The 24,791-nt window shown below is 69.9% G+C and carries 19 protein-coding genes; 12 read left to right on the top strand and 7 right to left on the bottom strand.

The features are described 5' to 3' along the window. Positions 1 to 16: 16 nt before the first annotated feature. From KVT45_RS00870 to pgi, 8 genes are all read left to right on the top strand, one after another. Positions 17 to 2,971 (top strand): M14 family metallopeptidase, encoded by a 2,955-nt coding sequence (locus KVT45_RS00870; RefSeq protein WP_217544291.1) that lies wholly within the window; start codon positions 17 to 19, stop codon positions 2,969 to 2,971. 274 nt (positions 2,972 to 3,245) lie between these two features. Beyond that, a complete protein-coding gene (gene gap / locus KVT45_RS00865) occupies positions 3,246 to 4,256 on the top strand; it encodes a type I glyceraldehyde-3-phosphate dehydrogenase (protein WP_217544289.1) in 1,011 nt (336 codons plus the stop codon). Between the two features lie 151 nt (positions 4,257 to 4,407). Further along, positions 4,408 to 5,619: a phosphoglycerate kinase gene (gene pgk, locus KVT45_RS00860; protein ID WP_217544287.1), complete on the top strand. Its 1,212-nt coding sequence runs from the start codon at positions 4,408 to 4,410 to the stop codon at positions 5,617 to 5,619. A 6-nt stretch (positions 5,620 to 5,625) separates the two neighbouring features. Beyond that, entirely contained in the window at positions 5,626 to 6,402 is a 777-nt protein-coding gene (gene tpiA, locus KVT45_RS00855; RefSeq protein WP_217544286.1) for a triose-phosphate isomerase, read from the top strand. A gap of 111 nt (positions 6,403 to 6,513) precedes the next feature. Next, positions 6,514 to 6,750, top strand: a complete 237-nt coding sequence (gene secG, locus KVT45_RS00850; protein ID WP_089100927.1) for a preprotein translocase subunit SecG — start codon at positions 6,514 to 6,516, stop codon at positions 6,748 to 6,750. Between the two features lie 210 nt (positions 6,751 to 6,960). Next, on the top strand, positions 6,961 to 7,296 hold the full coding sequence (locus KVT45_RS00845) for an RNA polymerase-binding protein RbpA (RefSeq protein ID WP_003976875.1): 336 nt from the start codon (positions 6,961 to 6,963) through the stop codon (positions 7,294 to 7,296). 122 nt (positions 7,297 to 7,418) lie between these two features. Next, positions 7,419 to 8,675, top strand: coding sequence for an MFS transporter (locus tag KVT45_RS00840; RefSeq protein WP_217544284.1), 1,257 nt, complete (start codon positions 7,419 to 7,421; stop codon positions 8,673 to 8,675). 72 nt (positions 8,676 to 8,747) lie between these two features. Continuing rightward, the gene (pgi, locus tag KVT45_RS00835) at positions 8,748 to 10,400 is read left to right on the top strand and encodes a glucose-6-phosphate isomerase (protein ID WP_217544282.1); all 1,653 of its coding nucleotides are present in this window, start codon (positions 8,748 to 8,750) and stop codon (positions 10,398 to 10,400) included. A 71-nt stretch (positions 10,401 to 10,471) separates the two neighbouring features. Here pgi and pgl read toward each other — a convergent pair whose 3' ends face one another. The 5 genes from pgl to tkt are packed head-to-tail and all read right to left on the bottom strand — an operon-like array spanning position 10,472 to position 17,134. Beyond that, the gene (pgl, locus tag KVT45_RS00830; protein ID WP_217544280.1) at positions 10,472 to 11,254 is read right to left on the bottom strand and encodes a 6-phosphogluconolactonase; all 783 of its coding nucleotides are present in this window, start codon (positions 11,252 to 11,254) and stop codon (positions 10,472 to 10,474) included. Further along, positions 11,251 to 12,372: a glucose-6-phosphate dehydrogenase assembly protein OpcA gene (opcA, locus tag KVT45_RS00825; RefSeq protein ID WP_217544278.1), complete on the bottom strand. Its 1,122-nt coding sequence runs from the start codon at positions 12,370 to 12,372 to the stop codon at positions 11,251 to 11,253. The genes pgl and opcA overlap by 4 nt, the downstream gene beginning before the upstream one ends. Next, on the bottom strand, positions 12,369 to 13,892 hold the full coding sequence (gene zwf, locus KVT45_RS00820; protein ID WP_217544849.1) for a glucose-6-phosphate dehydrogenase: 1,524 nt from the start codon (positions 13,890 to 13,892) through the stop codon (positions 12,369 to 12,371). Before zwf ends, opcA begins: the two co-directional genes overlap by 4 nt. A gap of 3 nt (positions 13,893 to 13,895) precedes the next feature. After that, positions 13,896 to 15,014 carry a transaldolase gene (gene tal, locus KVT45_RS00815; RefSeq protein WP_217544277.1) on the bottom strand — a complete coding sequence of 373 codons (1,119 nt, stop codon included), beginning with the start codon at positions 15,012 to 15,014 and terminating at the stop codon, positions 13,896 to 13,898. Positions 15,015 to 15,046: 32 nt separating this feature from the next. Next, positions 15,047 to 17,134 (bottom strand): transketolase, encoded by a 2,088-nt coding sequence (gene tkt, locus KVT45_RS00810; RefSeq protein ID WP_217544275.1) that lies wholly within the window; start codon positions 17,132 to 17,134, stop codon positions 15,047 to 15,049. 378 nt (positions 17,135 to 17,512) lie between these two features. Here tkt and KVT45_RS00805 point away from each other — a divergent pair, with 378 nt between their 5' ends. The 4 genes from KVT45_RS00805 to KVT45_RS00790 all read left to right on the top strand — a co-directional run bounded on the left by KVT45_RS00805 (position 17,513) and on the right by KVT45_RS00790 (position 20,902). Further along, positions 17,513 to 18,466 (top strand): heme o synthase, encoded by a 954-nt coding sequence (locus tag KVT45_RS00805; protein ID WP_217544273.1) that lies wholly within the window; start codon positions 17,513 to 17,515, stop codon positions 18,464 to 18,466. 58 nt (positions 18,467 to 18,524) lie between these two features. After that, a complete protein-coding gene (locus KVT45_RS00800) occupies positions 18,525 to 18,845 on the top strand; it encodes a hypothetical protein (protein ID WP_217544271.1) in 321 nt (106 codons plus the stop codon). A gap of 173 nt (positions 18,846 to 19,018) precedes the next feature. Beyond that, the gene (locus KVT45_RS00795) at positions 19,019 to 20,125 is read left to right on the top strand and encodes an amidohydrolase family protein (protein ID WP_217544269.1); all 1,107 of its coding nucleotides are present in this window, start codon (positions 19,019 to 19,021) and stop codon (positions 20,123 to 20,125) included. A gap of 18 nt (positions 20,126 to 20,143) precedes the next feature. Then, positions 20,144 to 20,902, top strand: a complete 759-nt coding sequence (locus tag KVT45_RS00790; RefSeq protein ID WP_217544266.1) for a nucleotidyltransferase domain-containing protein — start codon at positions 20,144 to 20,146, stop codon at positions 20,900 to 20,902. On the opposite strand, the gene KVT45_RS00785 is transcribed toward KVT45_RS00790, so the two are convergent. Next, positions 20,839 to 21,882, bottom strand: a complete 1,044-nt coding sequence (locus KVT45_RS00785) for a heme A synthase (protein ID WP_217544264.1) — start codon at positions 21,880 to 21,882, stop codon at positions 20,839 to 20,841. The genes KVT45_RS00790 and KVT45_RS00785 overlap by 64 nt on opposite strands. A gap of 49 nt (positions 21,883 to 21,931) precedes the next feature. After that, positions 21,932 to 24,562 (bottom strand): tetratricopeptide repeat protein, encoded by a 2,631-nt coding sequence (locus tag KVT45_RS00780; RefSeq protein WP_217544262.1) that lies wholly within the window; start codon positions 24,560 to 24,562, stop codon positions 21,932 to 21,934. Positions 24,563 to 24,791 lie beyond the last annotated feature (229 nt).

The following is a 24,791-nucleotide window of genomic DNA, read 5'->3' as shown; positions in this document are numbered from 1 at the left end:
ACTGCTAGGGGGGTACATGAGACACAGAGCGAGATCGATCCTCGCTGTCGGCGCGCTCCTGCTCGGCGGAGCCGCACTCGCACCCATGGCGCAGGCGCAGACCGGGAGTTCCCCGAAACCCGACCCCGACCAGGTCAAGGTCTTCCACGCCGACGTCACCAAGAAACAGATTCCCCTCCTGCTCCAAGCCGGGCAGGACGGCCATGAACTCGGCGACCAGGTCACCGGATCAGGCAAGACCGAAGTCGAGCTGTACCTCACCGACCAGCAGGCGAAGAAGCTGGAGAAGCAGGGCGTCGACCTCACCGAGCACACGGTGTCGGCCAAGGCCGAGGCGCGGGTCGAGGACGCCTCGCAGGGTGTGTTCCGCCCGTACAGCGGCAGCGGCGGGCTCGAGGCGGAGATCCTCGCGACCGCGCAGGCCAACCCCGGCCTGACCAAGGTGGAGTCCATCGGCAAGACGGTCGACGGGCAGGACATCCTCGCGCTCAAACTGACCAAGGGCGCGAAGAAGTCGAAGGACGGCTCGAAGCCCTCCGTGCTGTACCTGTCCAACCAGCACGCACGCGAGTGGATCACGCCGGAGATGACCCGCCGGCTGATGCACTACTACCTGGACAACTACAGCACCGACAAGCGCATCAAGAAGATCGTCGACTCCACCGAGCTGTGGTTCGTGCTGTCCGCCAACCCGGACGGCTACGACTACACCTTCCAGAACTCCGACACCCGCCTGTGGCGCAAGAACCTGCGGGACGTCAACGGCGACGGTGTCATCAGCACGGGTGACGGCGTCGACCTCAACCGCAACTTCGGCTACAAGTGGGGCTACGACGACGAGGGTTCGTCCCCCAACCCCACCAGCGAGACCTACCGCGGCGCGAGCCCCGAGTCCGAGCCCGAGACCAGGGCGCTGGACGACTTCGAGAAGCGGATCGGGTTCACGTACGGCATCAACTACCACTCCGCCGCCGAACTCCTCCTCTACGGGGTCGGCTGGCAGGTGGCCACCCCGACCCCGGACGACGTCCTCTACAAGGCGCTCGCCGGCACCCCGGACAACCCGGCGATCCCCGGCTACCACTCGCAGGTCTCCTCGGAGCTGTACACGACCAACGGCGAGGCGGACGGCCACGCGTCGAACGTCAACGGCATGGCGATGTTCACCCCCGAGATGTCGACCTGCCAGACGGCCTCGAACATCGACCCGAACGACGCCTGGAACGCCGCCGACTGCCAGTCGGTCTTCAACTTCCCGGACGACGAGAAGCTGATCCAGGACGAGTTCGAGAAGAACATCCCCTTCGCGCTCTCCGTCGCCGAGACCGCCGCCCACCCCGACCAGCCGGTCTCCTCGGTCGGCCTGAGCGCCGCCGACTTCACCCCGGCGACGTTCTCCACGTCGTACTCGCGCGGCGCCGACCAGGAGGTCTCCGTCGTCGTCCGCAAGGCGATCCGCGACAAGGAGCTCAAGTACCGCGTCAACGGCGGCCGCACGCTGGACAGGGCGCTCAAGGCATGGAAGGGCGGCGAGACGTACGGCGGTGACGACAACCTCTACTTCGACGAGTACCGGGCCAAGGTGAAGGACGGCGACCCGGGCGACAAGGTCGAGGTGTGGTTCACCGGTGAGACGAAGAGCGGCAAGAAGGTCTCCAGCTCGCACTTCACGTACACCGTCGCCGAGCGGCCCAAGGCGGACACCCTGGTGGTCGCCGAGGAAGGCGCCAAGGCCACCCAGGCGCAGACCTACGTCGACGCGCTGAAGGCGGCCGGGCACAAGGCGGTCGTCTGGGACGTCGCCACCCAGGGCGCGCCCGACGCGCTCGGCGTGCTCAAGCACTTCAAGACCGTCGTCCACTACTCGGGCACCGCAGGACCCGGCAACGACACCCAGCTCCAGCTGCGCGCCTACCTCAACGAGGGCGGCAAGCTGATCGAGGCGGGCGAGCTGGCCGGCGGCACCGTGAACCTCGGCGACGGCACCCCGTCGAACGACTTCAGCCAGTACTACCTGGGCGCCTACTCCCGTACGTCGACACCCGGAGCCACCGGCTTCACCGGCTCCGGCACGCTGGACGGCTTCAGCGGGGCCCTCGGCGGCACGTCCGCCAACCCGCTCGACAAGGCCGGGACCTACGCCGTCACCTCCGACGAGCTGTCGCCCGGCACCTACCCCCAGTTCGCCAGCGCGGGCGCGGGCCAGTTCGCCGGGACCGTCAACCCGTACGGGCCGTACTCGGGGTCGTACATGGCCGCGGCCGTCCACACCGACGACGCCTACAAGCGCCTCACCCGCACCATCGACCTCACCGGTGTCACCGCGTCCCAGCAGCCGGCCCTCAGCGCCAAGCTGCTGTGGGACACCGAACCCGGCTACGACCACGCGGTGGTGGAGGCGCACGTCGTCGGCGCCGACGACTGGACGACCCTCCCCGAGAAGGGCGGCGCCACCAGCAGCACCGTGCCGAGCGAGTGCGGGGCCGGCTTCCTGATCGCCGAGCACCCGTGGCTCAAGCACTACCTGACCATCGGGAACAACCAGTGCACCGCGAGCGGCACCAGTGGCTCGTGGAACAGCTTCACCGGCAGCTCGGCGGGCTGGCAGCCGGTGAGCTTCGACCTGAGCGCCTACGCGGGGAAGTCCGTCGAGGTCTCCATCGGCTACATCACCGACCCGAGCACCGGCGGGCACGGCGTCCTCGTCGACGACGCCTCGCTCGTGGTGGGCGGCACGGCCACCGAGACCGAGGGCTTCGAGACCTCCCTCGGTCCCTGGAGCGTGACCGGACCGCCCGCGGGCAGCCCGGCCGTCCTCAAGGACTGGGCGCGCACCGGAGCCCTGTTCAAGACGTACGGAGCGATCACCACCGACCGCACCGTGCTGCTCGGTTTCGGCCTGGAACAGGTCAGTTCCGCGGCCGATCGTGCCGCTCTGGTGAAGAAGGCGTTGACAGCACTCGACAACTGACGCCGACGGCACTCGACATGTGAGCCGACCCGCTCACGAACGAGTGAAAGGGCGGTAAAAACTGGTCGGCATTCCGTGACAAACGGGTGTGATTCGACCATCGATCCGAGGTGGTCCGTACCTCTACTGGCGGGTACGGACCGCCTCGCCGTGTATGGGGCATCTGGATGTCACCGCGGGAGCCTCAGGGAGGTAGGGTCATGGGTGGTCGGGGACATCCCAAATACAGCTCGCCGGCACCGCATGGCCGGCGTACCAACGAGGAGATCGGTTCGTGACGATCCGCGTAGGCATCAACGGCTTCGGTCGTATCGGTCGCAACTACTTCCGCGCGCTGCTGGAGCAGGGCGCTGACATCGAGATCGTGGCTGTCAACGACCTGGGTGACACCGCGACCACCGCACACCTGCTGAAGTACGACACGATCCTCGGTCGCCTCAAGGCCGAGGTGTCGCACACCGCCGACACGATCACCGTCGACGGTCACACCATCAAGGTGCTGTCCGAGCGCAACCCCGCCGACATCCCGTGGGGCGACCTGGGCGTCGACATCGTCATCGAGTCGACCGGCATCTTCACCAACAAGGAAGACGCCGCCAAGCACATCGCCGGCGGCGCCAAGAAGGTCCTCATCTCGGCTCCGGCCAAGAACGAGGACATCACCATCGTGATGGGCGTCAACCAGGACAAGTACGACCCGGCGAACCACCACGTCATCTCCAACGCCTCCTGCACCACCAACTGTGTGGCGCCGATGGCGAAGGTCCTCGACGAGAACTTCGGCATCGTCAAGGGCCTGATGACGACGGTGCACGCGTACACCAACGACCAGCGCATCCTGGACTTCCCGCACAAGGACCTGCGTCGCGCGCGTGCCGCCGCGGAGAACATCATCCCGACCACCACCGGTGCCGCCAAGGCCACCGCGCTGGTCCTCCCGCAGCTCAAGGGCAAGCTGGACGGCATCGCCATGCGCGTCCCGGTCCCCACCGGCTCCGCCACCGACCTGGTCGTGACGCTGCAGCGCGAGGTCACCAAGGACGAGGTCAACGCCGCGTTCAAGAAGGCCGCCGACGACGGCGACCTGAAGGGCTACCTGGCGTACACCGAGGACGAGATCGTCTCCTCGGACATCGTCGGCGACCCGGCCTCCTGCACCTTCGACTCCTCCCTGACCATGGTCCAGGAGGGCAACACGGTGAAGATCCTCGGCTGGTACGACAACGAGTGGGGCTACTCCAACCGCCTCGTCGACCTCACGGTCTTCGTCGGCAACCAGCTCTGATCGGCCGAACAGGCACCTCGATGCGGTAGCAGGGCTCGGGCAGCGCACGGTCGCGCCGCCCGGGCCCTGACGCACGTAAGGATCGACCCGACGACATACGGTTCGATCAGTCCTCGTACGATCAAGAGCCCTCCTGTAGGAGTCCCCAACCATGAAGACGATCGACGAACTCCTCGCCGAAGGGGTCGACGGCAAGCGGGTCTTCGTCCGCGCCGACCTCAACGTGCCGATGGCCGACGGTCTCATCACCGACGACGGCCGCATCCGTGCCGTCCTGCCCACCGTCAAGGCCCTGGCCGACGCGGGCGCCAAGGTGGTCGTCGCCTCGCACCTGGGCCGCCCCAAGGGTGCCCCGGACCCGAAGTTCTCCCTGCTCCAGGCCGCCGAGCGGCTCGGTGAACTGCTCGGCGCCCCGATCGCGTTCGCCCAGGACACCGTCGGCCCCGCCGCCCACGACGCGGTGAACGGCCTGCAGCCCGGCCAGGTCGCCGTCATCGAGAACCTGCGCTTCAACGCCGGCGAGACGTCCAAGGACGACACCGAGCGCGGCGAGTTCGCCGACCAGCTGGCGGCCCTCGCCGACGCCTACGTCGGCGACGGCTTCGGCGCGGTGCACCGCAAGCACGCCTCCGTCTACGACCTCCCGGCCCGGCTGCCGCACTACGCCGGCTACCTGATCGCCACCGAGGTCGGCGTCCTGAAGAAGCTCACCGAGGACGTCAAGCGCCCCTACGTGGTGGTGCTCGGCGGCGCCAAGGTCTCCGACAAGCTCGCCGTCATCGACGAACTGCTCGGCAAGGCCGACCGCATCCTCGTCGGCGGAGGCATGGTCTACACCTTCCTCAAGGCCAAGGGGTACGAGGTCGGCAGCTCCCTCCTCCAGGAGGACCAGCTCGCCACCGTCACCGAGTACCTGGAGCGCGCCGAGAAGACCGGCGTGGAGATCGTCCTGCCCGTCGACACCCTGGTCGCCCCCGAGTTCCCGGACCTGTCGGGCAAGGCTCCGGCCAACCCCAGCACGGTCGCCGCGGACGCCATGCCCGCCGGTCAGATGGGCCTGGACATCGGCCCGGAGACCGGCAAGCTGTACGCCTCGAAGCTCGCCGACGCCGCCACCGTCTTCTGGAACGGCCCCATGGGCGTCTTCGAGCACCCCGACTACGCCGCGGGCACCCGGGCGGTCGCCCAGGCCCTCGTCGAGTCCAAGGGCTTCACCGTCGTCGGCGGCGGTGACTCCGCAGCCGCCGTGCGCATCCTCGGCTTCGACGAGAACGCGTTCGGACACATCTCGACCGGTGGCGGCGCCTCCCTCGAATACCTCGAGGGCAAGACGCTCCCCGGCCTCGCCGCACTGGAGGACTGACCCCGTATGACCACTCGCACGCCGATCATGGCGGGCAACTGGAAGATGAACCTCAACCACCTCGAGGCCATCGCGCACGTCCAGAAGCTCGCCTTCGCCCTGGCCGACAAGGACTACGAGGCCGTCGAGGTCGCCGTCCTGCCGCCCTTCACCGACCTGCGTTCCGTGCAGACCCTGGTCGACGGCGACAAGCTCAAGATCAAGTACGGCGCCCAGGACCTCTCGGCACACGACTCCGGCGCCTACACCGGCGAGATCTCCGGCCCCATGCTGGCCAAGCTGAAGTGCACGTACGTGGTCATCGGCCACTCCGAGCGCCGCCAGTACCACGCCGAGACCGACGAGATCGTGAACGCCAAGGTCAAGGCCGCCTACAAGCACGGTCTGACCCCGATCCTGTGCGTCGGCGAGGAGCTGGAGGTCCGCGAGGCGGGCAACCACGTCGCCCACACCCTCGCCCAGGTCGAGGGCGGTCTCAAGGACATCCCGGCCGAGCAGGCCGAGTCGGTCGTGATCGCCTACGAGCCCGTGTGGGCCATCGGCACCGGCAAGGTCTGCGGCGCTCCGGACGCCCAGGAGGTCTGCGCCGCGATCCGCGCCAAGGTCGCCGAGCTGTACAGCCAGGAGCTGGCCGACCAGGTCCGCATCCAGTACGGCGGCTCCGTCAAGGCCGGCAACGTGGCCGAGATCATGGCGCAGGCCGACATCGACGGCGCCCTGGTCGGCGGTGCCTCGCTGGACGCGGACGAATTCGTCAAGATCGTGCGCTTCCGCGATCAGTGATCAGGCCGAGCGAGTAGGCCCCGGGGACGATCCGTCGTACCCTTGCGGGGACAAGACGGCTTGCCGCCTTGTCCCCGTCGTTCATCCGAATCCGAGAGAGTTGGTCCAGCCGTGGTTTTGGGGTTCTCGATCGCCCTGATCGTCTTCAGCCTGCTGCTGATGCTGCTGGTGCTGATGCACAAGGGCAAGGGCGGCGGCCTCTCCGACATGTTCGGTGGCGGCATGCAGTCCTCCGTCGGCGGCTCCTCGGTCGCCGAGCGGAACCTGGACCGGATCACCCTGATCATCGGTCTGCTGTGGTTCGCGTGCATCGTGGTCCTCGGCCTCCTGATGAAGACGAACAGCTGATCCGCGACTCGCACACACGCACAATCTGTACGTAAGGCCCCATGTTCGGTACGCGCACCTGAGCGCGGCCTATCATGGGGCTTGCGTCTAGGTGCGGGGGCGGTAACTCCCACCACTGGACGCGCGTTGGGCCTTACGTAGACTGAGGCGCTCGCAACGAAGCGACACGCCGACTCGCTTCGCGGCACCATCACGCAGGGAGTTACGACCGTGGCAAGTGGCAACGCGATCCGAGGTAGCCGGGTCGGGGCGGGGCCGATGGGCGAGGCCGAGCGCGGTGAGTCCGCGCCCCGTCTGCGCATCTCCTTCTGGTGCTCCAACGGGCATGAGACGCAGCCGAGCTTCGCCAGCGACGCGCAGGTGCCCGAGACCTGGGACTGCCCGCGCTGTGGCTTCCCGGCCGGTCAGGACCGGGACAACCCGCCGGACCCGCCGCGCACCGAGCCGTACAAGACGCACCTCGCGTACGTACGGGAGCGGCGCAGCGACGCGGACGGCGAGGCGATCCTCGCCGAGGCGCTCGCCAAACTGCGGGGCGAGATCTAGGAGTTGGGACCGGCCGGGGGCCTGCGGGCGCCTGGCCGGAGTTGTCTCCGCGGCCGGGGCCCGGCCCGTTGTCAGTGCTGCCCTCTACGGTTTGTGTATCGGCGAACCGCGAGGGGGCGAGGATGACGACGGGCGAGGGGGCACCCGCGTGGCGCGGGGGATTCGGGCGGCTGTGGACGGCCGCCGTGGTCTCCCGGTTCGGGGACGCGTTACGGACGTCCGCGCTGCCCCTGCTGGCCGCGCGCCTGACCGACGACCCGCTCGCCATCGCCTCGGTGACCGCCTGCGGCTATCTGCCGTGGCTGCTGTTCGGGCTGCTCGGCGGTGCCGTCGCGGACCGGGTGGACCAGCGGCGCGCGATGTGGGCCGTGGACACGGTACGGGGGCTGCTCGTCGCCGCCTTCGCGGTCGCCGTGGCACTCGGTCACGCCTCGATCCCGCTGCTGCTTCTGCTCGCCTTCGCGCTCACCACCCTGCAGACGCTCTTCGACAACGCCTCCACGGCCCTGCTGCCCTCCCTGGTGGACCGGCAGACCCTGGGCGGGGCCAACGCCCGGCTGATGACCGGCCAGCAGATCGCCGGCGGCCTGCTCGGGGCCCCGCTCGTGCCGCTGCTCCTGGCGGCCGGCGCGTTCATGCCCTTCGCGGCGGACGCGAGCACCTACCTGGCGGCCGCCGCCCTGGTCGCCTCCCTCCGGATACAGCCGCCGGAGCGGGCGCCACGCCCGGCCGGCAGCACCCTGCGCACGGAGATCGGCGAGGGCCTGCGCGCCCTGTGGCAGGACCGCGCCCTGCGGGCGGTCTGCGTCGCCACCCTGCTCTGCAACATCGGCATGGGTGCCCTGATCGCCACCCTGGTACTGCACGTGACGCGCTGGCTGCACGCCGGTACCGCGGGATACGCGGCCGCCATGACCGCCTATTCGGCGGGCAGCATCACCGGCGGCTTCCTCGCCCAGCGCATCGCCCGCCGCACCGGCCGGGTGCGGGCCCTGCTGGTCGCCGGGACCGTCCAGACGTCGTCCCTGCTTCTCATCGGCACCGTCCGGCACCTCGGCGCCCTCGTCGCCGGCATGCTCCTGCTCGGCGCGATGAACATGGTGTGGAACGTCAATCAGGTCACCCTGATGCAGCAACGCGCACCCGAGTCGATGACAGGCCGGATCGCCTCCGCCTTCCGCACCTCCTCCACGTCCGGCGCGCCGCTCGGCGCCCTCCTCGGCGGAGCCGTCGCGGGAGCCTACGGACTGAACGGCCCCGCACTGCTGGCCGCCGTCCTCTTCGGCCTGGCCGTCACCTCGTTGATACCGGTGCGCAAGCCGGACGTACCTGTTGTTGCGCCGCGGGACGGTGCGACCGCGAGCCGCGCGCCACGCTGATCAACTAGGTTGGATCCGGCAGCGGGGCGGGGACGCAACAGGACAGGTGCAAGGAAGAAGGCTGAAGTCGGAATGAACGCAGACGGCCGTACCAGGCTCAACCAGACGCCCGAGTGGACCGCGCTCGCCAAGCACCGGGAGGAGCTCGCCGACGCCCGTCTGCGGGACCTGTTCGCCGCCGACCCGGGACGCGGCACGGGCTACACCCTCCAGGTCGGCGACCTCCACATCGACTACTCGAAGCACCTGGTCAACGACGAGACGCTGCGGCTGCTGCGGGAGCTGGCCGCCGCCACCGACGTCTTCGGCCTGCGGGACGCCATGTTCCGCGGCGAGAAGATCAACGTCACCGAGAACCGCGCGGTGCTGCACACGGCCCTGCGTGCCCCGCGCGACGCGGTGATCGAGGTCGACGGCGAGAACGTGGTGCCGCAGGTGCACGCGGTCCTGGACAAGATGAGCTCCTTCGCCGACCGGGTCCGCTCCGGCGCCTGGACCGGCCACACCGGCAAGCGCATCAGGAACGTGATCAACGTCGGCATCGGCGGCTCCGACCTCGGCCCGGCGATGGCCTACGAGGTGCTGCGCAGCTTCACCGACCGCGACCTCACGGTCCGCTTCGTCTCCAACGTCGACGGCGCCGACCTGCACGAGGCCACCCGCGACCTGGACCCGGCGGAGACGCTGTTCATCATCGCCTCCAAGACGTTCACCACGATCGAGACCATCACCAACGCGACCTCCGCGCGCAACTGGCTCCTCACCGAGCTGAAGGCCGGCCCGGAAGCGGTCGCCAAGCACTTCGTGGCCCTCTCCACGAACTCCGAGAAGGTGTCGGACTTCGGCATCGACACGGCCAACATGTTCGAGTTCTGGGACTGGGTCGGCGGTCGCTACTCCTACGACTCGGCCATCGGCCTCTCGCTGATGATCGCCATCGGCCCGGACCGCTTCCACGAGATGCTGGACGGCTTCCACCTGGTCGACGAGCACTTCCGCACCGCCCCCGCCGAGTCCAACGTCCCTCTGCTGCTGGGCCTGCTGGGCATCTGGTACGGCAACTTCCACGACGCCCAGTCGCACGCGGTGCTGCCGTACTCGCACTACCTCTCCAAGTTCACCGCCTACCTGCAGCAGCTGGACATGGAGTCCAACGGCAAGTACGTGGCGCGTGACGGCAAGGAGGCCGACTGGCAGACGGGTCCGGTGGTCTGGGGCACGCCCGGCACCAACGGCCAGCACGCGTACTACCAGTTGATCCACCAGGGCACCAAGCTGATCCCGGCGGACTTCATCGGCTTCGCCGAGCCGGTCGCCGAGCTGAGCGGTGAACTCAAGGCACAGCACGACCTGCTGATGGCGAACTTCTTCGCGCAGACCCAGGCGCTGGCCTTCGGCAAGACCGCCGACGAGGTCCGTGCGGAGGGCGTCCCCGAGGAGCAGGTCCCGCACCGCACCTTCAAGGGCAACCACCCGACGACGACCATCCTCGCGAAGGAACTCACCCCGTCCGTCCTCGGCCAGCTCGTCGCCCTCTACGAACACAAGGTGTTCACCCAGGGCGCCGTCTGGAACATCGACTCCTTCGACCAGTGGGGCGTGGAGCTGGGCAAGGTCCTCGCCAAGCGCATCGAACCCGCACTGACCGAGGGCACCGAGGTACCCGGCCTGGACGCGTCGACGAAGGCCCTGGTGGCCAAGTACCGGGAGCTGCGCGGGCGTTAGTCCGAAGTCCCGGAACGGAAAGAGCCCGTACGGTCCGCGAGGGACCGTACGGGCTCTTCCGCAAGGGGTTCTCAGGGCGAAGCCGGCGGATACAGCGACCGGGGCAGCTGGGAGGCCGCTGTCGCGTCCAGGAGCCACAGGGTGCGCTGGCGGCCCTGGGCGCCTGCGGCCGGGGCCTGGATCTCGCCTGCGCCCGAGAGGGCGATGGCGACGGCCTCGGCCTTGTCCTCGCCCGCCGCCAGCAGCCAGACCTCGCGGGCCGAGCGGATGGCGGGGAGGGTGAGGGAGACACGGGTCGGCGGCGGCTTGGGGGCGCCGTGGACGCCGACCACCGTGCGTTCCGTCTCCCGGACCGCGGGCAGCTCCGGGAAGAGCGAGGCCACGTGGGTGTCCGGGCCGACGCCCAGCATCAGGACGTCGAAGGTGGGCACCGAGCCGTGGTTCTCGGGGCCGGCCGCGCGGGCCAGCTCCGCCGCGTAGGACTCGGCCGCCGCGTCCACGTCCGTGCCCCAGGGGCCGTCCGACGCGGGCATGGCGTGCACGCGCTTCGGGTCCACCGGGACCTGGTCGAGCAGGGCGTCACGGGCCTGGGTGACATTGCGCTCCGGGTCGCCCTCGGGGAGGAAGCGTTCGTCGCCCCACCACAGGTCGAGCCGGCTCCAGTCGATGGCGTCCCGCGCCGGGGCCGCCGCCAGGGCCGCCAGCAGGCCGTTGCCGTTGCGGCCGCCGGTGAGGACCACGGACGCCTCGCCCCGGGAGGCCTGGGCGTCCACGATCTTCGTGATCAGGCGGGCCGCGGCGGCCTGCGCCATCAGCTCCTTGTCGCGGTGCACGACCAGCTGGGGGGTGCTCATGTCGCCTTCGCCCTCTTCTTCAGCGGTTCCTTCGCCGCCGCTTCGGGCGTGGGAACTTCCGCGGCAGCGGCTTCGACGGCCGGTTCTCCTTTGGCAGGCGGCTCGGAGCCCTGGGCGGCCGGAGCGGCCTGGGCGGCCGCCGGCGTCGCCGGTACCGGCACCGCAGCAGCAGCGGCCGGAGCCGGAGCCGCCGACGCGTTCAGGCGCTCCACGCCGAACCGCAGCGCCGACGCGTAGGTGTCGTCCGGGTCGAGCCGGCGCAGCTCCTCCGCGATCAGCTCGGCCGTGTCGCGCCGCTTCAGCGCCACCGCACGGTCGGGCTGGCCGTCGATGGACAGGGTGGCGAGGGAGCCGTCCGCACGGTCGAGGGCGATCGCGCCCTCGCTGGTGTCGAGCCGGACCGCGGTCAGACCGGGGCCGGCCGAGAGGGAGCGCTTGACGGGGACGTCCAGCCGGTCCGCGAGCCACATCGCCAGCAGCTCGCAGCTCGGGTTGAACTCCTCGCCCTCCACCTCGACCGCCTTGACCTCGCAGACCACCTGGTCCAGGGCCGCCGCCAGCATCGAGCGCCAGGGCGTGATCCGGGTCCAGGACAGGTCCGTGTCGCCGGGGGTGTAGGCGTCCGCGCGGGCGGACAGCTCCCGTACCGGCTGCTCGGAGGAGTAGGTGTCGGTGACCCGGCGCTGGGCGAGGGCGCCCAGCGGGTCCTTCGCCGGGTCGAGCGGGGCGTTCACCGGCCACCAGACGACGACCGGAGCGTCCGGCAGCAGCAGCGGCAGCACGACCGAGTCGGCGTGGTCGGCGACCTCGCCGTACAGGCGCAGGATCACCGTCTCGCCGGAGCCCGCGTCCGCGCCCACCCGGACCTCGGCGTCCAGGCGGGACGCCGTACGGTCGCGGGGGGAGCGGGAGACACGCCTGATGACGACCAGCGTGCGCGAGGGGTGCTCGTGCGAGGCGTCGCCGGCGGCCTTCAGGGCGTCGTACGCGTTCTCCTCGTCGGTGACGATGACGAGGGTCAGCACCATGCCCACGGCGGGCGTGCCGATGGCCCGGCGGCCCTGCACCAGCGCCTTGTTGACCTTGCCGGCCGTGGTGTCCGTGAGGTCTATCTTCATGGGCGGCGCCAGCTCCGTCCGTCTCGTGCCAGCATCTCGTCGGCCTCGGCGGGGCCCCAGGTGCCGGACTTGTACTGGGCGGGCCTGCCGTGCGTGTCCCAGTACTCCTCGATCGGGTCGAGGATCTTCCAGGACAGCTCGACCTCCTCCGTGCGCGGGAAGAGGTTGGAGTCGCCGAGCAGCACGTCCAGGATCAGGCGCTCGTACGCCTCCGGCGAGGACTCGGTGAAGGACTCGCCGTAGGCGAAGTCCATCGACACGTCCCGGATCTCCATCGAGGTGCCCGGCACCTTGGAGCCGAAGCGGACGGTGACGCCCTCGTCGGGCTGGACGCGGATGACGATCGCGTTCTGGCCCAGTTCCTCGGTGGCCGTCGTGTCGAAGGGGGAGTGCGGGGCCCGCTGGAAGACCACCGCGATCTCGGTGACGCGGCGGCCGAGGCGCTTGCCGGTGCGCAGGTAGAAGGGGACTCCCGCCCAGCGGCGGTTGTCGATGCCCAGCTTCACGGCCGCGTAGGTGTCGGTCTTCGACTTGGTGTTGATGCCGTCCTCTTCGAGGTAGCCGATGACCTTCTCGCCGCCCTGCCAGCCGGCCGCGTACTGGCCGCGCACGGTCGAGCGGCCCAGGTCCTTCGGCAGCCGTACCGCGCCGAGCACCTTCTCCTTCTCCGCCGCGAGTGCGTCCGCGTCGAAGGAGGCCGGCTCCTCCATGGCCGTCAGGGCCATGAGCTGGAGCAGGTGGTTCTGGATGACGTCACGGGCCGAGCCGATGCCGTCGTAGTAGCCCGCGCGGCCGCCGATGCCGATGTCCTCGGCCATGGTGATCTGCACGTGGTCCACGAAGGACCGGTTCCAGATCGGCTCGTACATGGTGTTGGCGAAGCGCAGCGCCAGGATGTTCTGGACGGTCTCCTTGCCGAGGTAGTGGTCGATCCGGAACACCTGGTCCGGTTCGAACACCTCGTGCACGACCTTGTTGAGCTCCTCGGCCGACTTCAGGTCGTGGCCGAAGGGCTTCTCGATGACCGCGCGCCGCCAGGAGCCGCCGGACTGGTCGGCCAGCCCGTGCTTCTTCAGCTGCTGGATGACCACCGGGAAGGAGCGCGGCGGGACCGACAGGTAGAAGGCGAAGTTGCCGCCCGTGCCCTGTGCCTTGTCCAGTTCCTCGATGGTGGAGCGCAGGCGCTCGAACGCGTCGTCGTCGTCGAAGGTGCCCTGGACGAAGCGCATCCCCTGGATGAGCTGCTGCCAGACCTCCTCGCGGAACGGCGTGCGCGCGTGGTCCTTGACGGCGTCGTGGACCTCGGCGGCGAAGTCCTCGTGAGCCCACTCACGGCGGGCGAAGCCGACCAGGGAGAAGCCCGGCGGCAGCAGACCCCGGTTGGCGAGGTCGTAGACGGCGGGCATGAGCTTCTTACGGGAGAGGTCGCCCGTGACGCCGAAGATGACCAGACCGGACGGCCCCGCGATGCGCGGGAGCCGTCGGTCTGCGGGGTCACGCAGCGGGTTGCTGCTTGACAGAGTTCAGCCCTCCGAGGGGGCCAGGCGCTCCAGCTCCGCCTGGGTCGACTTGAGCAGGTCGTTCCAGGACGCCGCGAACTTCTCGACGCCCTCGTCCTCCAGTACCTGGACCACGTCGTCGTACGAGATCCCGAGCTTCTCGACGGCGTCGAGGTCGGCGCGGGCCTGCTCGTACGTGCCCGTGATCGTGTCGCCGGTGATGCCGCCGTGGTCCTCGACCGCGACGAGGGTGGCCTCCGGCATGGTGTTCACCGTGTTCGGTGCGACCAGGTCGTCGACGTACAGGGTGTCCTTGTACGCCGGGTCCTTGACGCCGGTGGAGGCCCACAGCGGACGCTGCTTGTTGGCGCCCGCGCTCTCCAGCGCGCTCCAGCGAGCGGTGGAGAAGACCTCTTCGTACGCCTGGTAGGCGAGGCGCGCGTTGGCGACGGCGGCCTTGCCGCGCAGCGCCTTGGCCTCGTCGGTGCCCACATCGTTCAGGCGCTTGTCGATCTCGGTGTCCACGCGGGACACGAAGAACGACGCCACCGAACGGATGAGCGACAGGTCGAGGCCGCGCTCCTTGGCCTTCTCCAGACCGGCCAGGTAGGCGTCCATGACCGCGCGGTAGCGCTCCAGCGAGAAGATCAGCGTGACGTTGACGCTGATGCCGAGGCCGATGACCTCGGTGATCGCCGGCAGGCCCGCCTTGGTGGCCGGGATCTTGATCAGGGTGTTGGGGCGGTCGACCAGCCAGGCCAGCTGCTTGGCCTCGGCGATCGTCGCCGTCGTGTTGTGCGCCAGGCGCGGGTCGACCTCGATCGACACGCGGCCGTCCTGGCCGCCGGTCGCGTCGAACACCGGGCGCAGGATGTCGGCGGCGTCGCGGACGTCCGCCGTGGTGATCATGCGAATGGCCTCTTCGACGGTGACCTTGCGGGCGGCGAGGTCCGAGACCTGCTGCTGGTAGCCGTCGCCCGAAGAGATCGCCTTCTGGAAGATCGTCGGGTTGGTGGTGACGCCCACGACGTGCTGCTGGTCGATCAGCTCGGCGAGGTTGCCGGACGTGATCCGCTTGCGCGACAGGTCGTCCAGCCAGATCGCGACGCCTTCGTCGGAGAGGCGCTTGAGTGCGTCTGTCATGGAATTACATCTCCTACGTGTCGTATATAGCGTCAGCGCTGGGCGGCGGCGATGGATTCCCGGGCCTTGGCGGCCACGTTCTCGGCAGTGAAGCCGAACTCCTGGAAGAGCACCTTGCCGTCGGCGGAAGCACCGAAGTGTTCCAGGGAAACGATGCGGCCGGCGTCCCCGACGTACTTGTGCCAGGTGAGGCCGATACCCGCCTCGACCGACACACGCGCCTTCACGGACGGCGGCAGGACGGCGTCCTTGTAGGCCTGGTCCTGCTCCTCGAACCACTCCACGCACGGCATGGACACCACTCGCGTGGGCACGCCGTCGGCCTCCAGCTGCTCGCGCGCCTCGACGGCCACGTGCACCTCGGAACCGGTCGCGACGAGGATGACCTCGGGGGTCCCGCCGGTCGCCTCGAAGAGGACGTAACCGCCCTTGACCGTGTCTTCGTTGGACTCGTACACCGGCACGCCCTGGCGGGTCAGCGCCAGGCCGTGCGGGGCGCCCTTGCCGAAGACCTTCGTGTAGCGCCTGAGGATCTCGCGCCAGACGATCGCGGTCTCGTTGGCGTCGGCCGGGCGGACCACGTTCAGGCCCGGGATGGCGCGCAGCGAGGCGAGGTGCTCGACCGGCTGGTGCGTCGGGCCGTCCTCGCCGAGGCCGATGGAGTCGTGGGTCCACACGTACGTCACCGGCAGGTGCATCAGCGCCGACAGCCGCACGGAGTTGCGCATGTAGTCGGAGAAGACGAGGAACGTACCGCCGTAGACACGGGTGTTGCCGTGCAGGGTGATGCCGTTCATCTCCGCGGCCATGGAGTGCTCGCGGATACCGAAGTGGATGGTGCGGCCGTAGGGGTTCGCGCCCGGCAGCGGGTTGTCCGCCGGCAGGAACGAGCTGTTCTTGTCGATGGTCGTGTTGTTCGACCCGGCCAGGTCGGCGGAACCGCCCCACAGCTCGGGGATCACGGCACCGAGGGCCTGGAGCACCTTGCCGGAGGCGGCACGCGTCGCGACGCCCTTGCCGGGCTCGAAGACCGGGATCTTCTCCTCCCAGCCCTTGGGCAGCTCGCCCGCGGCGATGCGGTCGAACTCGGTGGCCCGCTCGGCGTTGTTGTCCCGCCACAGCTGGAAGGACTTCTCCCACTCGGCCTTGGCGGCGGCACCGCGCTCGCCGGCCTGGCGGGTGTGGGCGATGACCTCCTCGGCGACGTCGAAGGACTTCTCCGGGTCGAAGCCGAGGACGCGCTTGGTGGCCGCGACCTCGTCATCGCCGAGCGCCGAGCCGTGGGCGGCCTCGGTGTTCTGCGCGTTCGGGGCGGGCCAGGCGATGATCGAGCGCATCGCGATGAAGGACGGCTTGTCCGTCACCTTCTTCGCGGCCTCGATCGCGTTGTAGATGGCGTGCGGGTCCAGGTCGCCGTCCGGCTTCGGGGCGATCCGCTGAACGTGCCAGCCGTACGCCTCGAACCGCTTGACGGTGTCCTCGGAGACGGCCGTCTCGGTGTCGCCCTCGATCGAGATGTGGTTGTCGTCCCACAGCAGGACCAGGTTGCCGAGCTTCTGGTGGCCGGCCATCGAGGACGCCTCGGCGGAGATGCCCTCCTGGAGGCAGCCGTCACCGGCGATGCAGTAGACGAAGTGGTCGAAGGGAGACTCGCCCTGCGGCGCGTCCGGGTCGAACAGACCGCGCTCGTAGCGGGCGGCCATGGCCATGCCGACGGCGTTGGCGACACCCTGGCCCAGCGGGCCGGTGGTGGTCTCGACGCCCTTGGTGTGGCCGTACTCCGGGTGACCGGGGGTCTTCGAGCCCCAGGTGCGGAAGGCTTCGAGGTCTGCCAGCTCCAGGCCGAAACCGGCCAGGTAGAGCTGCGTGTAGAGGGTCAGCGACGAGTGACCTGCGGACAGCACGAAGCGGTCGCGGCCCACCCAGTCGGGGTCGGACGGGTCGTGCCGCATCACCTTCTGGAAGAGGGTGTACGCGGCCGGCGCCAGGCTCATCGCCGTACCCGGATGGCCGTTGCCGACCTTCTGTACGGCGTCGGCGGCCAGGACGCGGGCGGTGTCGACGGCCCGCTGGTCCAACTCGGTCCAGTCGAGGTCTGTGGTGGTCGGCTTGGTGCTCACCCTGAGTCAGGGCTCCTCTCCACATGTTCGGTTACCGGTCCACGGGCACACGCCCACACCGGCTGCCGGTGCACTGGGTGCCCACCGGCCGTTGTCGAGCCTACCCCCGTAAGGACGTGCATTTTTTCGAGTGTTTCCAGACTGCCGGGACTCTCGGGGATCCGCCTCCCGACTGGCCGAGAAGGCATTCGGCACATGAATACGGAACCGCTCATCTGACTGCTCAACCGAGCCCCCTTCCCCCTCTTCCGAGACGCCCCCCAACACGACCCCACCCCCGCGAAGGTCGAGGTATGGGCAACGTCTAAAGTGGCGTGGTACGCGCGAGCCTTTACCGTGAGTTCACACGGCGGGGCTCGCTGGGAGTCTCTGTCAGGGGTGTGCGTGACGGCCGTCGAATCCCGTCCAGCGGGGGTACTCGGTGCGAGCGAGAGCCCGAGTCACCGGCCGTTCGGGGCCCGTGTCAAAGCTTTCGTGGCGCTGACCAAGCCGCGGATCATCGAGCTGCTGCTCATCACCACCGTTCCGGTGATGTTCCTGGCGCAGCAGGGTGTGCCCGACCTGACGCTGGTGCTGCTCACCTGCGTCGGCGGCTACCTCTCGGCGGGCGGCGCCAACGCGCTGAACATGTACATCGACCGGGACATCGACGCGCTGATGGACCGGACCTCGCAGCGTCCGCTGGTGACCGGCATGGTCAGCCCGCGCGAGTGCCTAGCCTTCGGCATCACCCTGGCGGTCGGCTCCACACTGCTCTTCGGTTTCACCGTCAACTGGCTGAGCGCCTGGCTGTCACTCGGAGCGCTGCTCTTCTACGTCGTCGTCTACACGATGATCCTCAAACGCCGTACCTCGCAGAACATCGTGTGGGGCGGTATCGCCGGCTGTCTGCCGGTGCTGATCGGCTGGTCGGCCGTCACGGACTCCATGTCGTGGGCGCCGGTCATCCTCTTCCTCGTCATGTTCTTCTGGACGCCGCCGCACTACTGGCCGCTGTCCATGAAGGTGAAGGACGACTACGCGCGCGTGGGCGTGCCGATGCTGCCGGTCGTCGCCTCCAACAAGGTGGTCGCCAAGCAGATCGTCATCTACAGCTGGGTGATGGTCGGCGTCTCCCTGCTCCTCACCCCCCTCGGCTACACCGGCTGGTTCTACACGCTGGTCGCCCTGGTGGCGGGCGGCTGGTGGCTGTGGGAGGCGCACGGGCTGCAGAACCGCGCGAAGGCGGAGGTCACAGGCGGGAAGCTCAAGGAGATGCGGCTGTTCCACTGGTCGATCACCTACGTCTCCCTGCTCTTCGTGGCCGTGGCGGTCGACCCCTTCCTGCGCTGACACAGGTCACATCGCCCTGCCCTCGCCAGTGGATCTACTCGTGAGTAGCATCCTGTCCATGGCAGACACGCAGCAGGTTGACCAGAAGGCCGAGCGCAAGGTGGCGCGCCTCGCCAAGGAGATCGGCGCCTTCGCCAAGGCCCACGGCGGCGCCGAGGGCCAGGTGGCCTACATCGGCGAACGCGGCGCCCGCATCGTCCTCGTCGGCGAGGACGGCGGCTGGGGCGACCTGGTGGCACCGAGCACCGAGATCGCCCAGCAGGCAGTGGAGAAGGCCGGCATCACCGTCCACGAGTCCTTCGACGGTGAGTTCGCGGCGAAGGTCCAGACGGGCCCGTACGAGTGGAAGCGGATGGCCGGCATTCAGATCGGCGGCTGAGCAGCTGTTTTCAGGGGCGCGGGCTGTATCGATCTGCGGCTCCGCCGCGTGGGCGCGACCAGCCGCATATGGTCCGCGGCCGCCGTGCAGCCCTTACCACCCCCTCCGGACCGCGACCTCCATCCCGGTTCACCCGTTAAGACGGACATGCAGCCGTCCACACGGGAGCCAGGATGATCGAAACGCCGTCCCTGGTGGACCAGTACTGCCACGGAGTGCTCCGCACCGAGCTGGGCCTGGGCACCTTCGAGGCCCAGCTCGCCCGCACCGAAGGCCCCCCGGCCGCCGGCACCACCCTCTTCGACACCCAGACCGGTTTCGCCGTACGGCGCTGGTGCCCCCCGCTCCTCGGCCTGGAGCCCCACTGCGCGCCGGCCCGCTACCTGGCCCGGCGCCGTGAGCTCGGTGTCCTGGAGGCCGGCCGCCGTCTCCTGCGCGGCAGCGGCATCACCACCTACCTCGTCGACACCGGCCTCCCCGGCGACCTCACGGGTCCCACCGAGATGGCCTCGACCGGCGACGCGCAGGCCCGCGAGATCGTCCGCCTGGAACTGCTCGCCGAGCAGGTCGCCGACACCTCCGGCACCGTCGAGTCCTTCCTCGCCAACCTCGCCGAGTCGGTGCACGGCGCGGCGGCGAACGCGGTCGCCTTCACCTCCGTCGCCGGTCTCCGCCACGGCCTGGCCCTGGCCCCCGAGCCTCCCGGCCCCGGCGAGGTGAGAGGCGCGGCCGGCCGCTGGCTGGCGGCCCGCCGGGTCGGCGGCGAGCTGGCCGACCCGGTCCTGCTACGGCACCTGCTCTGGATCGCCGTGGCCTCCGGCCTCCCCCTCCAGCTGCACGCGGGCCTCGGCGAGCCCGGCGCCCGGATCGACCGCACCGACCCGGTCCTGCTCACCGACTTCGTCCGCGCCACCGCGGGCCTCGGCACCGACCTGGTCCTCCTCCACGGCTACCCGTACCACCGCCATGCCGCCCATCTCGCCGGCGTCTTCCCGCACGTCTACGCAGACTCGGGCGCGGCCCTGGTCCGCACCGGCGCCCGCGCCGCCACGATCCTCGCCGAGCTCCTGGAACTGGCCCCCTTCGGCAAGATCCTCTTCTCCAGCGGTGCCCACGGCCTGCCCGAGCTGCACGTGGTCGGCGCCCGCCTCTTCCGCGAGTCCCTCGCCCGGGTGCTGGGCACCTGGGTCGCCGAGGGCGCGTGGTGCCTGGGTGACGCCCAGCGGGTGGCCAGGCTGATCGCGGCGGGAAACGCGAAACGGGTGTACGGGCTGGAGTGAGCTGTACAGACTGAGCGCGTGGACACCGAGACGTTACTGAGCCGCTTCGTCGTCGAGCTGTCGGTGCTGGACCCCGTGGCCGTGTGGGCGCACGGCTCGCTCGCCGCGGGCGACGACTATCGGGAGGGCCGCAGCGACCTGGACCTGATCGTGGTGCTGCCGGGCCCGGTGACCCCGGCCGTCGTATGGAAGGTCGCCGTCGTGCACGCCCGGCTGCGCACGCTGCCGCTCGCCACCGTCCTGCACTGCACCTATCTGACCCCGTCGACCGCGGCCGACCCCGCCCGGTCCCATCTGACCTGGGCGTACGAGCAGCTGTTCAAGCGGCCGGTCAGTCTGGTGACCCGGCGTGAGCTGCACGCCTTCGGACGGGTGCTGTACGGCCGGGAGCCCGCCGGGCTGCTGCCACCGGTGACGGACCGGGAACTCGGCGACTTCGTCGTCCGCGACCAGCGGGACTACTGGCGGCCCGTCGTCGACAAGGCCCCGCTGTGGACCCAGGACGTCTGGGTCGACCTGGGCATGATCACCTTCGCCCGTGCCACGGTCACCGCACGCGAGGGTCGGCTGATCTCCAAACGCGAGGCCCTGGACCTGCTGCCCGGCCTGGGCGCCCCCGCAGAGGTCGTCGAGGACATCCGGAGCCGCCGTTACGACGACCCCGCCCCGCCCACCGAGGAGTGGACGGCGCGCCGCGCCCGGCTGACCCGGGACTACCTGGGCCCGGCGATCGACGCGCTCACGGCGTCGGTGTCGGTGTCGGCGTCGTACGGCTGAGCGGGCAGGCCGGCGCCGGCCGGGACGTCGGCGCGTTCCCGCAGGGAGAGCAGGACCCGCAGCACGCCGATCCACACCAGGCAGGAGCCGAACATGTGCAGGCCGACCAGGACCGTGGGCAGGTGCGTGAAGTACTGGACGTACCCGATCACGCCCTGACCGAGCAGGATCAGGAACAGGTCGCGGACGCGGTCCCGCGGTCCCCGGGGCGCGTCGACGCCCTTGAGGAAGAACCACAGGGCGAAGGTCAGCGACACCACGATCCAGGCGAACACCGCGTGCAGCTCGGCGACGCCCGACCAGCTGACGTCAATGCGCTCGACGTCGCCGGAGTCCCCCGGGTGCGGTCCCGCGCCGGTCACCACCGTGCCCGCGGCGATGAGCAGCAGCGTCACGGCCACCAGGGCCCACACCAGCTGCTGCACGGCCTTGCCGACCAGCGGACGCGGCTCCCCGTCCCCCTCGCGGGTGCGCTGCCACATCAGGGCGGCGACCGTGATCAGGGCCGTCGCCAGCAGGAAGTGCGCGGCAACGGTGTACGGGTTGAGGCCGACGAGCACCACGACGCCGCCGAGGACCGCGTTGCTCATCACGATCCAGAACTGCGCCCAGCCCAGCCGGGTCAGGCTGCGCCGGTACGGCTTCTCGGACCGGGCGGCGATGATCGCCCAGCCGACCGCCGCGCACAGCACGTAGGTCAGCATGCGGTTCGTGAACTCGATGGCGCTGTGGTAGCTCAGCGCGGTCGTCGGAGTCAGCGAGCCGTCGGTGCACTCGGGCCAGGTCGGGCAGCCGAGGCCGGAGCCGGTCAGGCGCACCGCACCGCCGGTGACCACGATGACCACCGACATGACGAGTGCGGCGAGAGCCGCCCGCCGGACGGTCCGGGGATCCGGGGTCCAGCGATCGGCAATGAAGGCGAGCGGGTTGCGCAGCGCCGCTACGAGGTCGGTGGGGGTCAGCTTTGGCACGGGCACCATGGTAGGGGGCCGCTTGTGCATGCGTTCACGAGGGTCGGGGATCCGGGTGTCACAGCAACCGGCGGATGCGGTCCGCCTCGCGCCGCAGCCGGCCGGCTTCCTCGTGGTCACCGCGGTCCGAAGCGCAGTCGGACAGATGCTCGCATACGGCCATCAGCGCGGGATGGTCCTTGCCGAGGGCCGTCCGGAAGATCCCGTCCGCCTCCCGGAGCACCCGTTCCGCCATGGCGCCGTCACCCTGAGCGCGCAGCACGGGACCGAGCCGGGTCAGCGACTTGGCGCGGTAGTAGTGCCGCTCGCCGTAGAGCCGCAGGTAGATCGCCTCGGCCTGTTCCAGCGTCCTCCTCGCCTCGGCCGGCCGTCCCTGCGCGAGACGTAAGGAGCCGAGTTTGTTGAGGCAGGCCGCGTATTTGTGCTCCTCCGCCTCGCTGCGCTTGCGGTGCAGCTCCACCACCGGACCGAGGAGCCGGTCGGCCCGGTCCAGTTCGGTGCGGGCCCTGCGGCGGAGGTCGCGACGGCGCAGGAGGCGAAGGCTCCGGCGCGCCTCCTCCCGGTGGCTCTCGCTGCGCCGCCGCAGCACGTCCGCCAGGAACTTGGCGATCTGGGCCGTCTCGAAGTCCTCCGGTCCCCGATGGGCGCCGAACACCTTCAGGGCCTCGGTCAGCATGGCCTCCGCGTGTTCCAGCTGCCCTCTGTCCTGGGCGACGACGCCCAGGTCGCGCTGGAGCATGGCGCGGAACACCGTGTAGTCGGGGGGCTCCTGGCTGCCCCGGCTGGGTATGCACTGCTCCGCCTGCCGGTAGTGGCGGGTGGCCTCGGTGAGGTGCCCCGCGTTCCGGTGGATCAGTCCGGTCTCCTGCTCGGCGACGGCCCAGTCGAGGCTCTCCTCCCGCCATGCCTGACCCTCGTAGATCCTGACCGCGGTCCGGGCCGCGCGCAGGGCCTCGCGGAAGCGGTTGTGCTCGCGCATGATGCCCCCCAGCTGCCGCTGGCAGTGGGCCCGTAACCGCAGAAACGCCTCCTCCTCGCGACCGTCGCACAGCTGGAGCGCGTGCCGGCACTCCCGCTCGGCGTCGTCCAGTCCGGCCAGGAGATAGTGCTGACGGGCCACGGCGTACCGGGCCGTCGCGCGGCCGAGGACGTCGCCGTTCCCGATCTCGCGCAGCTCGGCCTCCCGCTCGAAGAAGTCCAGGGAACGCACCCAGTCGCAGCGGTGTTCCTGATAGGCGCCGACGCGGTGCAGCAATCGGGCCAGCGCCTCGGGGTCCTGGGACGCGCCGAGCCCGCCGTCCGCGTCGTCGCCCCAGGCGAGCTTGTCGATGACGGCCTCGACGTGCGGCATCAGCCGCTCGCACACCGGCCTGGACGCCAGCAGGTCCGGTGTCGTGGGGAAGCACGCCTCCACGAGCCGCACAGCCGCCTGGGACCACTCCAGGCGCTCGGCCAGACTCAGTCCGTCGTGGATCAGGGTCTGGACGCGCGGGTGCATGCCGTAGGCGGCGGATCCGTCGCGCCAGTCCCCGCTGCGCGTCAGCAGGGAGTGGTCCACCAGCAGCAGTACCGCGCGGTTGAAGGTGACCGGGTCGGCCATCACCGTCCGCAGACGGACCGGGAGGACCGACCGGTACTGCATGAGCGTGGCCTTCTGCACGTCCTCCGAGGCGAGGAACGTACACAACCGCAGCAGATCCACCGCGGCGGGCGAGGTCTCCGAGATACGCGCGATGGCGAGCCGGAAGGTGTCCTCGACCGAAGCTCCCCCGGGCAGGTCCCGCAGGTACTCGGTCACGGTCGTCTCCGCCTGGACGATGTACGCCGCCGCCTGTTCGAGGGCCAGCGGCAGCCAGCCGAGCTGGCGGCCGAGCCGGGTGCAGGCCTCCAGGTCCTGCTCCGAGGCCTCTTTCGGTTCGAGGCCGAAGCGTCGCCGCAGGAACTCGATGCCCTCGTTCTCGGGGAAGACCCGGAGTTCGATGGGGCTTGCGCGCAGGCCGTCCCAGCCCTGGTTCTGCTGAGTGGTGATCAGCACCTCGCCGTCGCCCTCCGACGGCAGCAGGCTGCGCAGCGCGTCCTCGTAGGCCGGCCATCCGTCATAGACGAGCAGCCAGCCGCGCTGGTCGCGGAGCCAGCGCCACAGGTTCATGAGGACGACGTTCTTGCTCTCCTGATCGCGGATGCCCACGTACTGCGCGAACTCCAGCAGCTCCGTGCGCAGCGCGTCGGGACCGGAGGCGTTGAGCCACCACGTCAGGGAGTGCCGGGTCAGCTGGTCGCGGGCGTAGGCCACGGCTAGCTGGGACTTGCCGGCGCCCGTCGCTCCGTACAGGACGCAGACACGGGGTACGGGGCGCTCGTCCCGCGGGCGCCTGCGGACAGGTCCGCGCAGCACGCCCACGATGCGTTCGGTCTCGGCAGTGCGGCCTGTGAAGTACATGCTGAGCACGGGCAGGTTGTGCGGTGGGCCCTGGAGCGCGCTCGTCGGCACTTCCGCGGGGAGATCCGGGCCGGACCTGCGGGCGACCTGCGCGGCGATGCCACCGGCCAGGCCCGCGACCAGTCCCGCACCCATGGACAGCCACCACAGCAGCGCGCCCCCGGAGTCGGCGGCCTTCACGGCCACCGCGACGAACGCGGTCGTTCCGGTTCCCGCACCGGCGGAGACAGTGATCACCCAAGCGCGCATGTGGTTCCCCCGAAGCCGCGCCGCTGCCGTGGGATTCGACCCACGTTCAGAGCGAATGTCGTCGAATCTTGTGTTTTCCCTACTTCTCGGCCCTGCAACCAATCGGGCACCGTTTCGTTAAAACCGTGAGTTCGGGGCTCGTTGGGGAATACGATCCCGGCTCGCGGAAGTCTGTTCTGCCGTTCAGCGGGTGTGGCCCGAGCACGGTGGCAAGGGTGCCCGGAGGCGG

The organism is Streptomyces sp. GbtcB6 (genome assembly GCF_019091475.1).
Lineage (GTDB): Bacteria > Actinomycetota > Actinomycetes > Streptomycetales > Streptomycetaceae > Streptomyces > Streptomyces hyaluromycini.
Note: the sequence above shows the minus strand (reverse complement) of the source record. Positions and strands in the feature narration are given on the sequence as shown.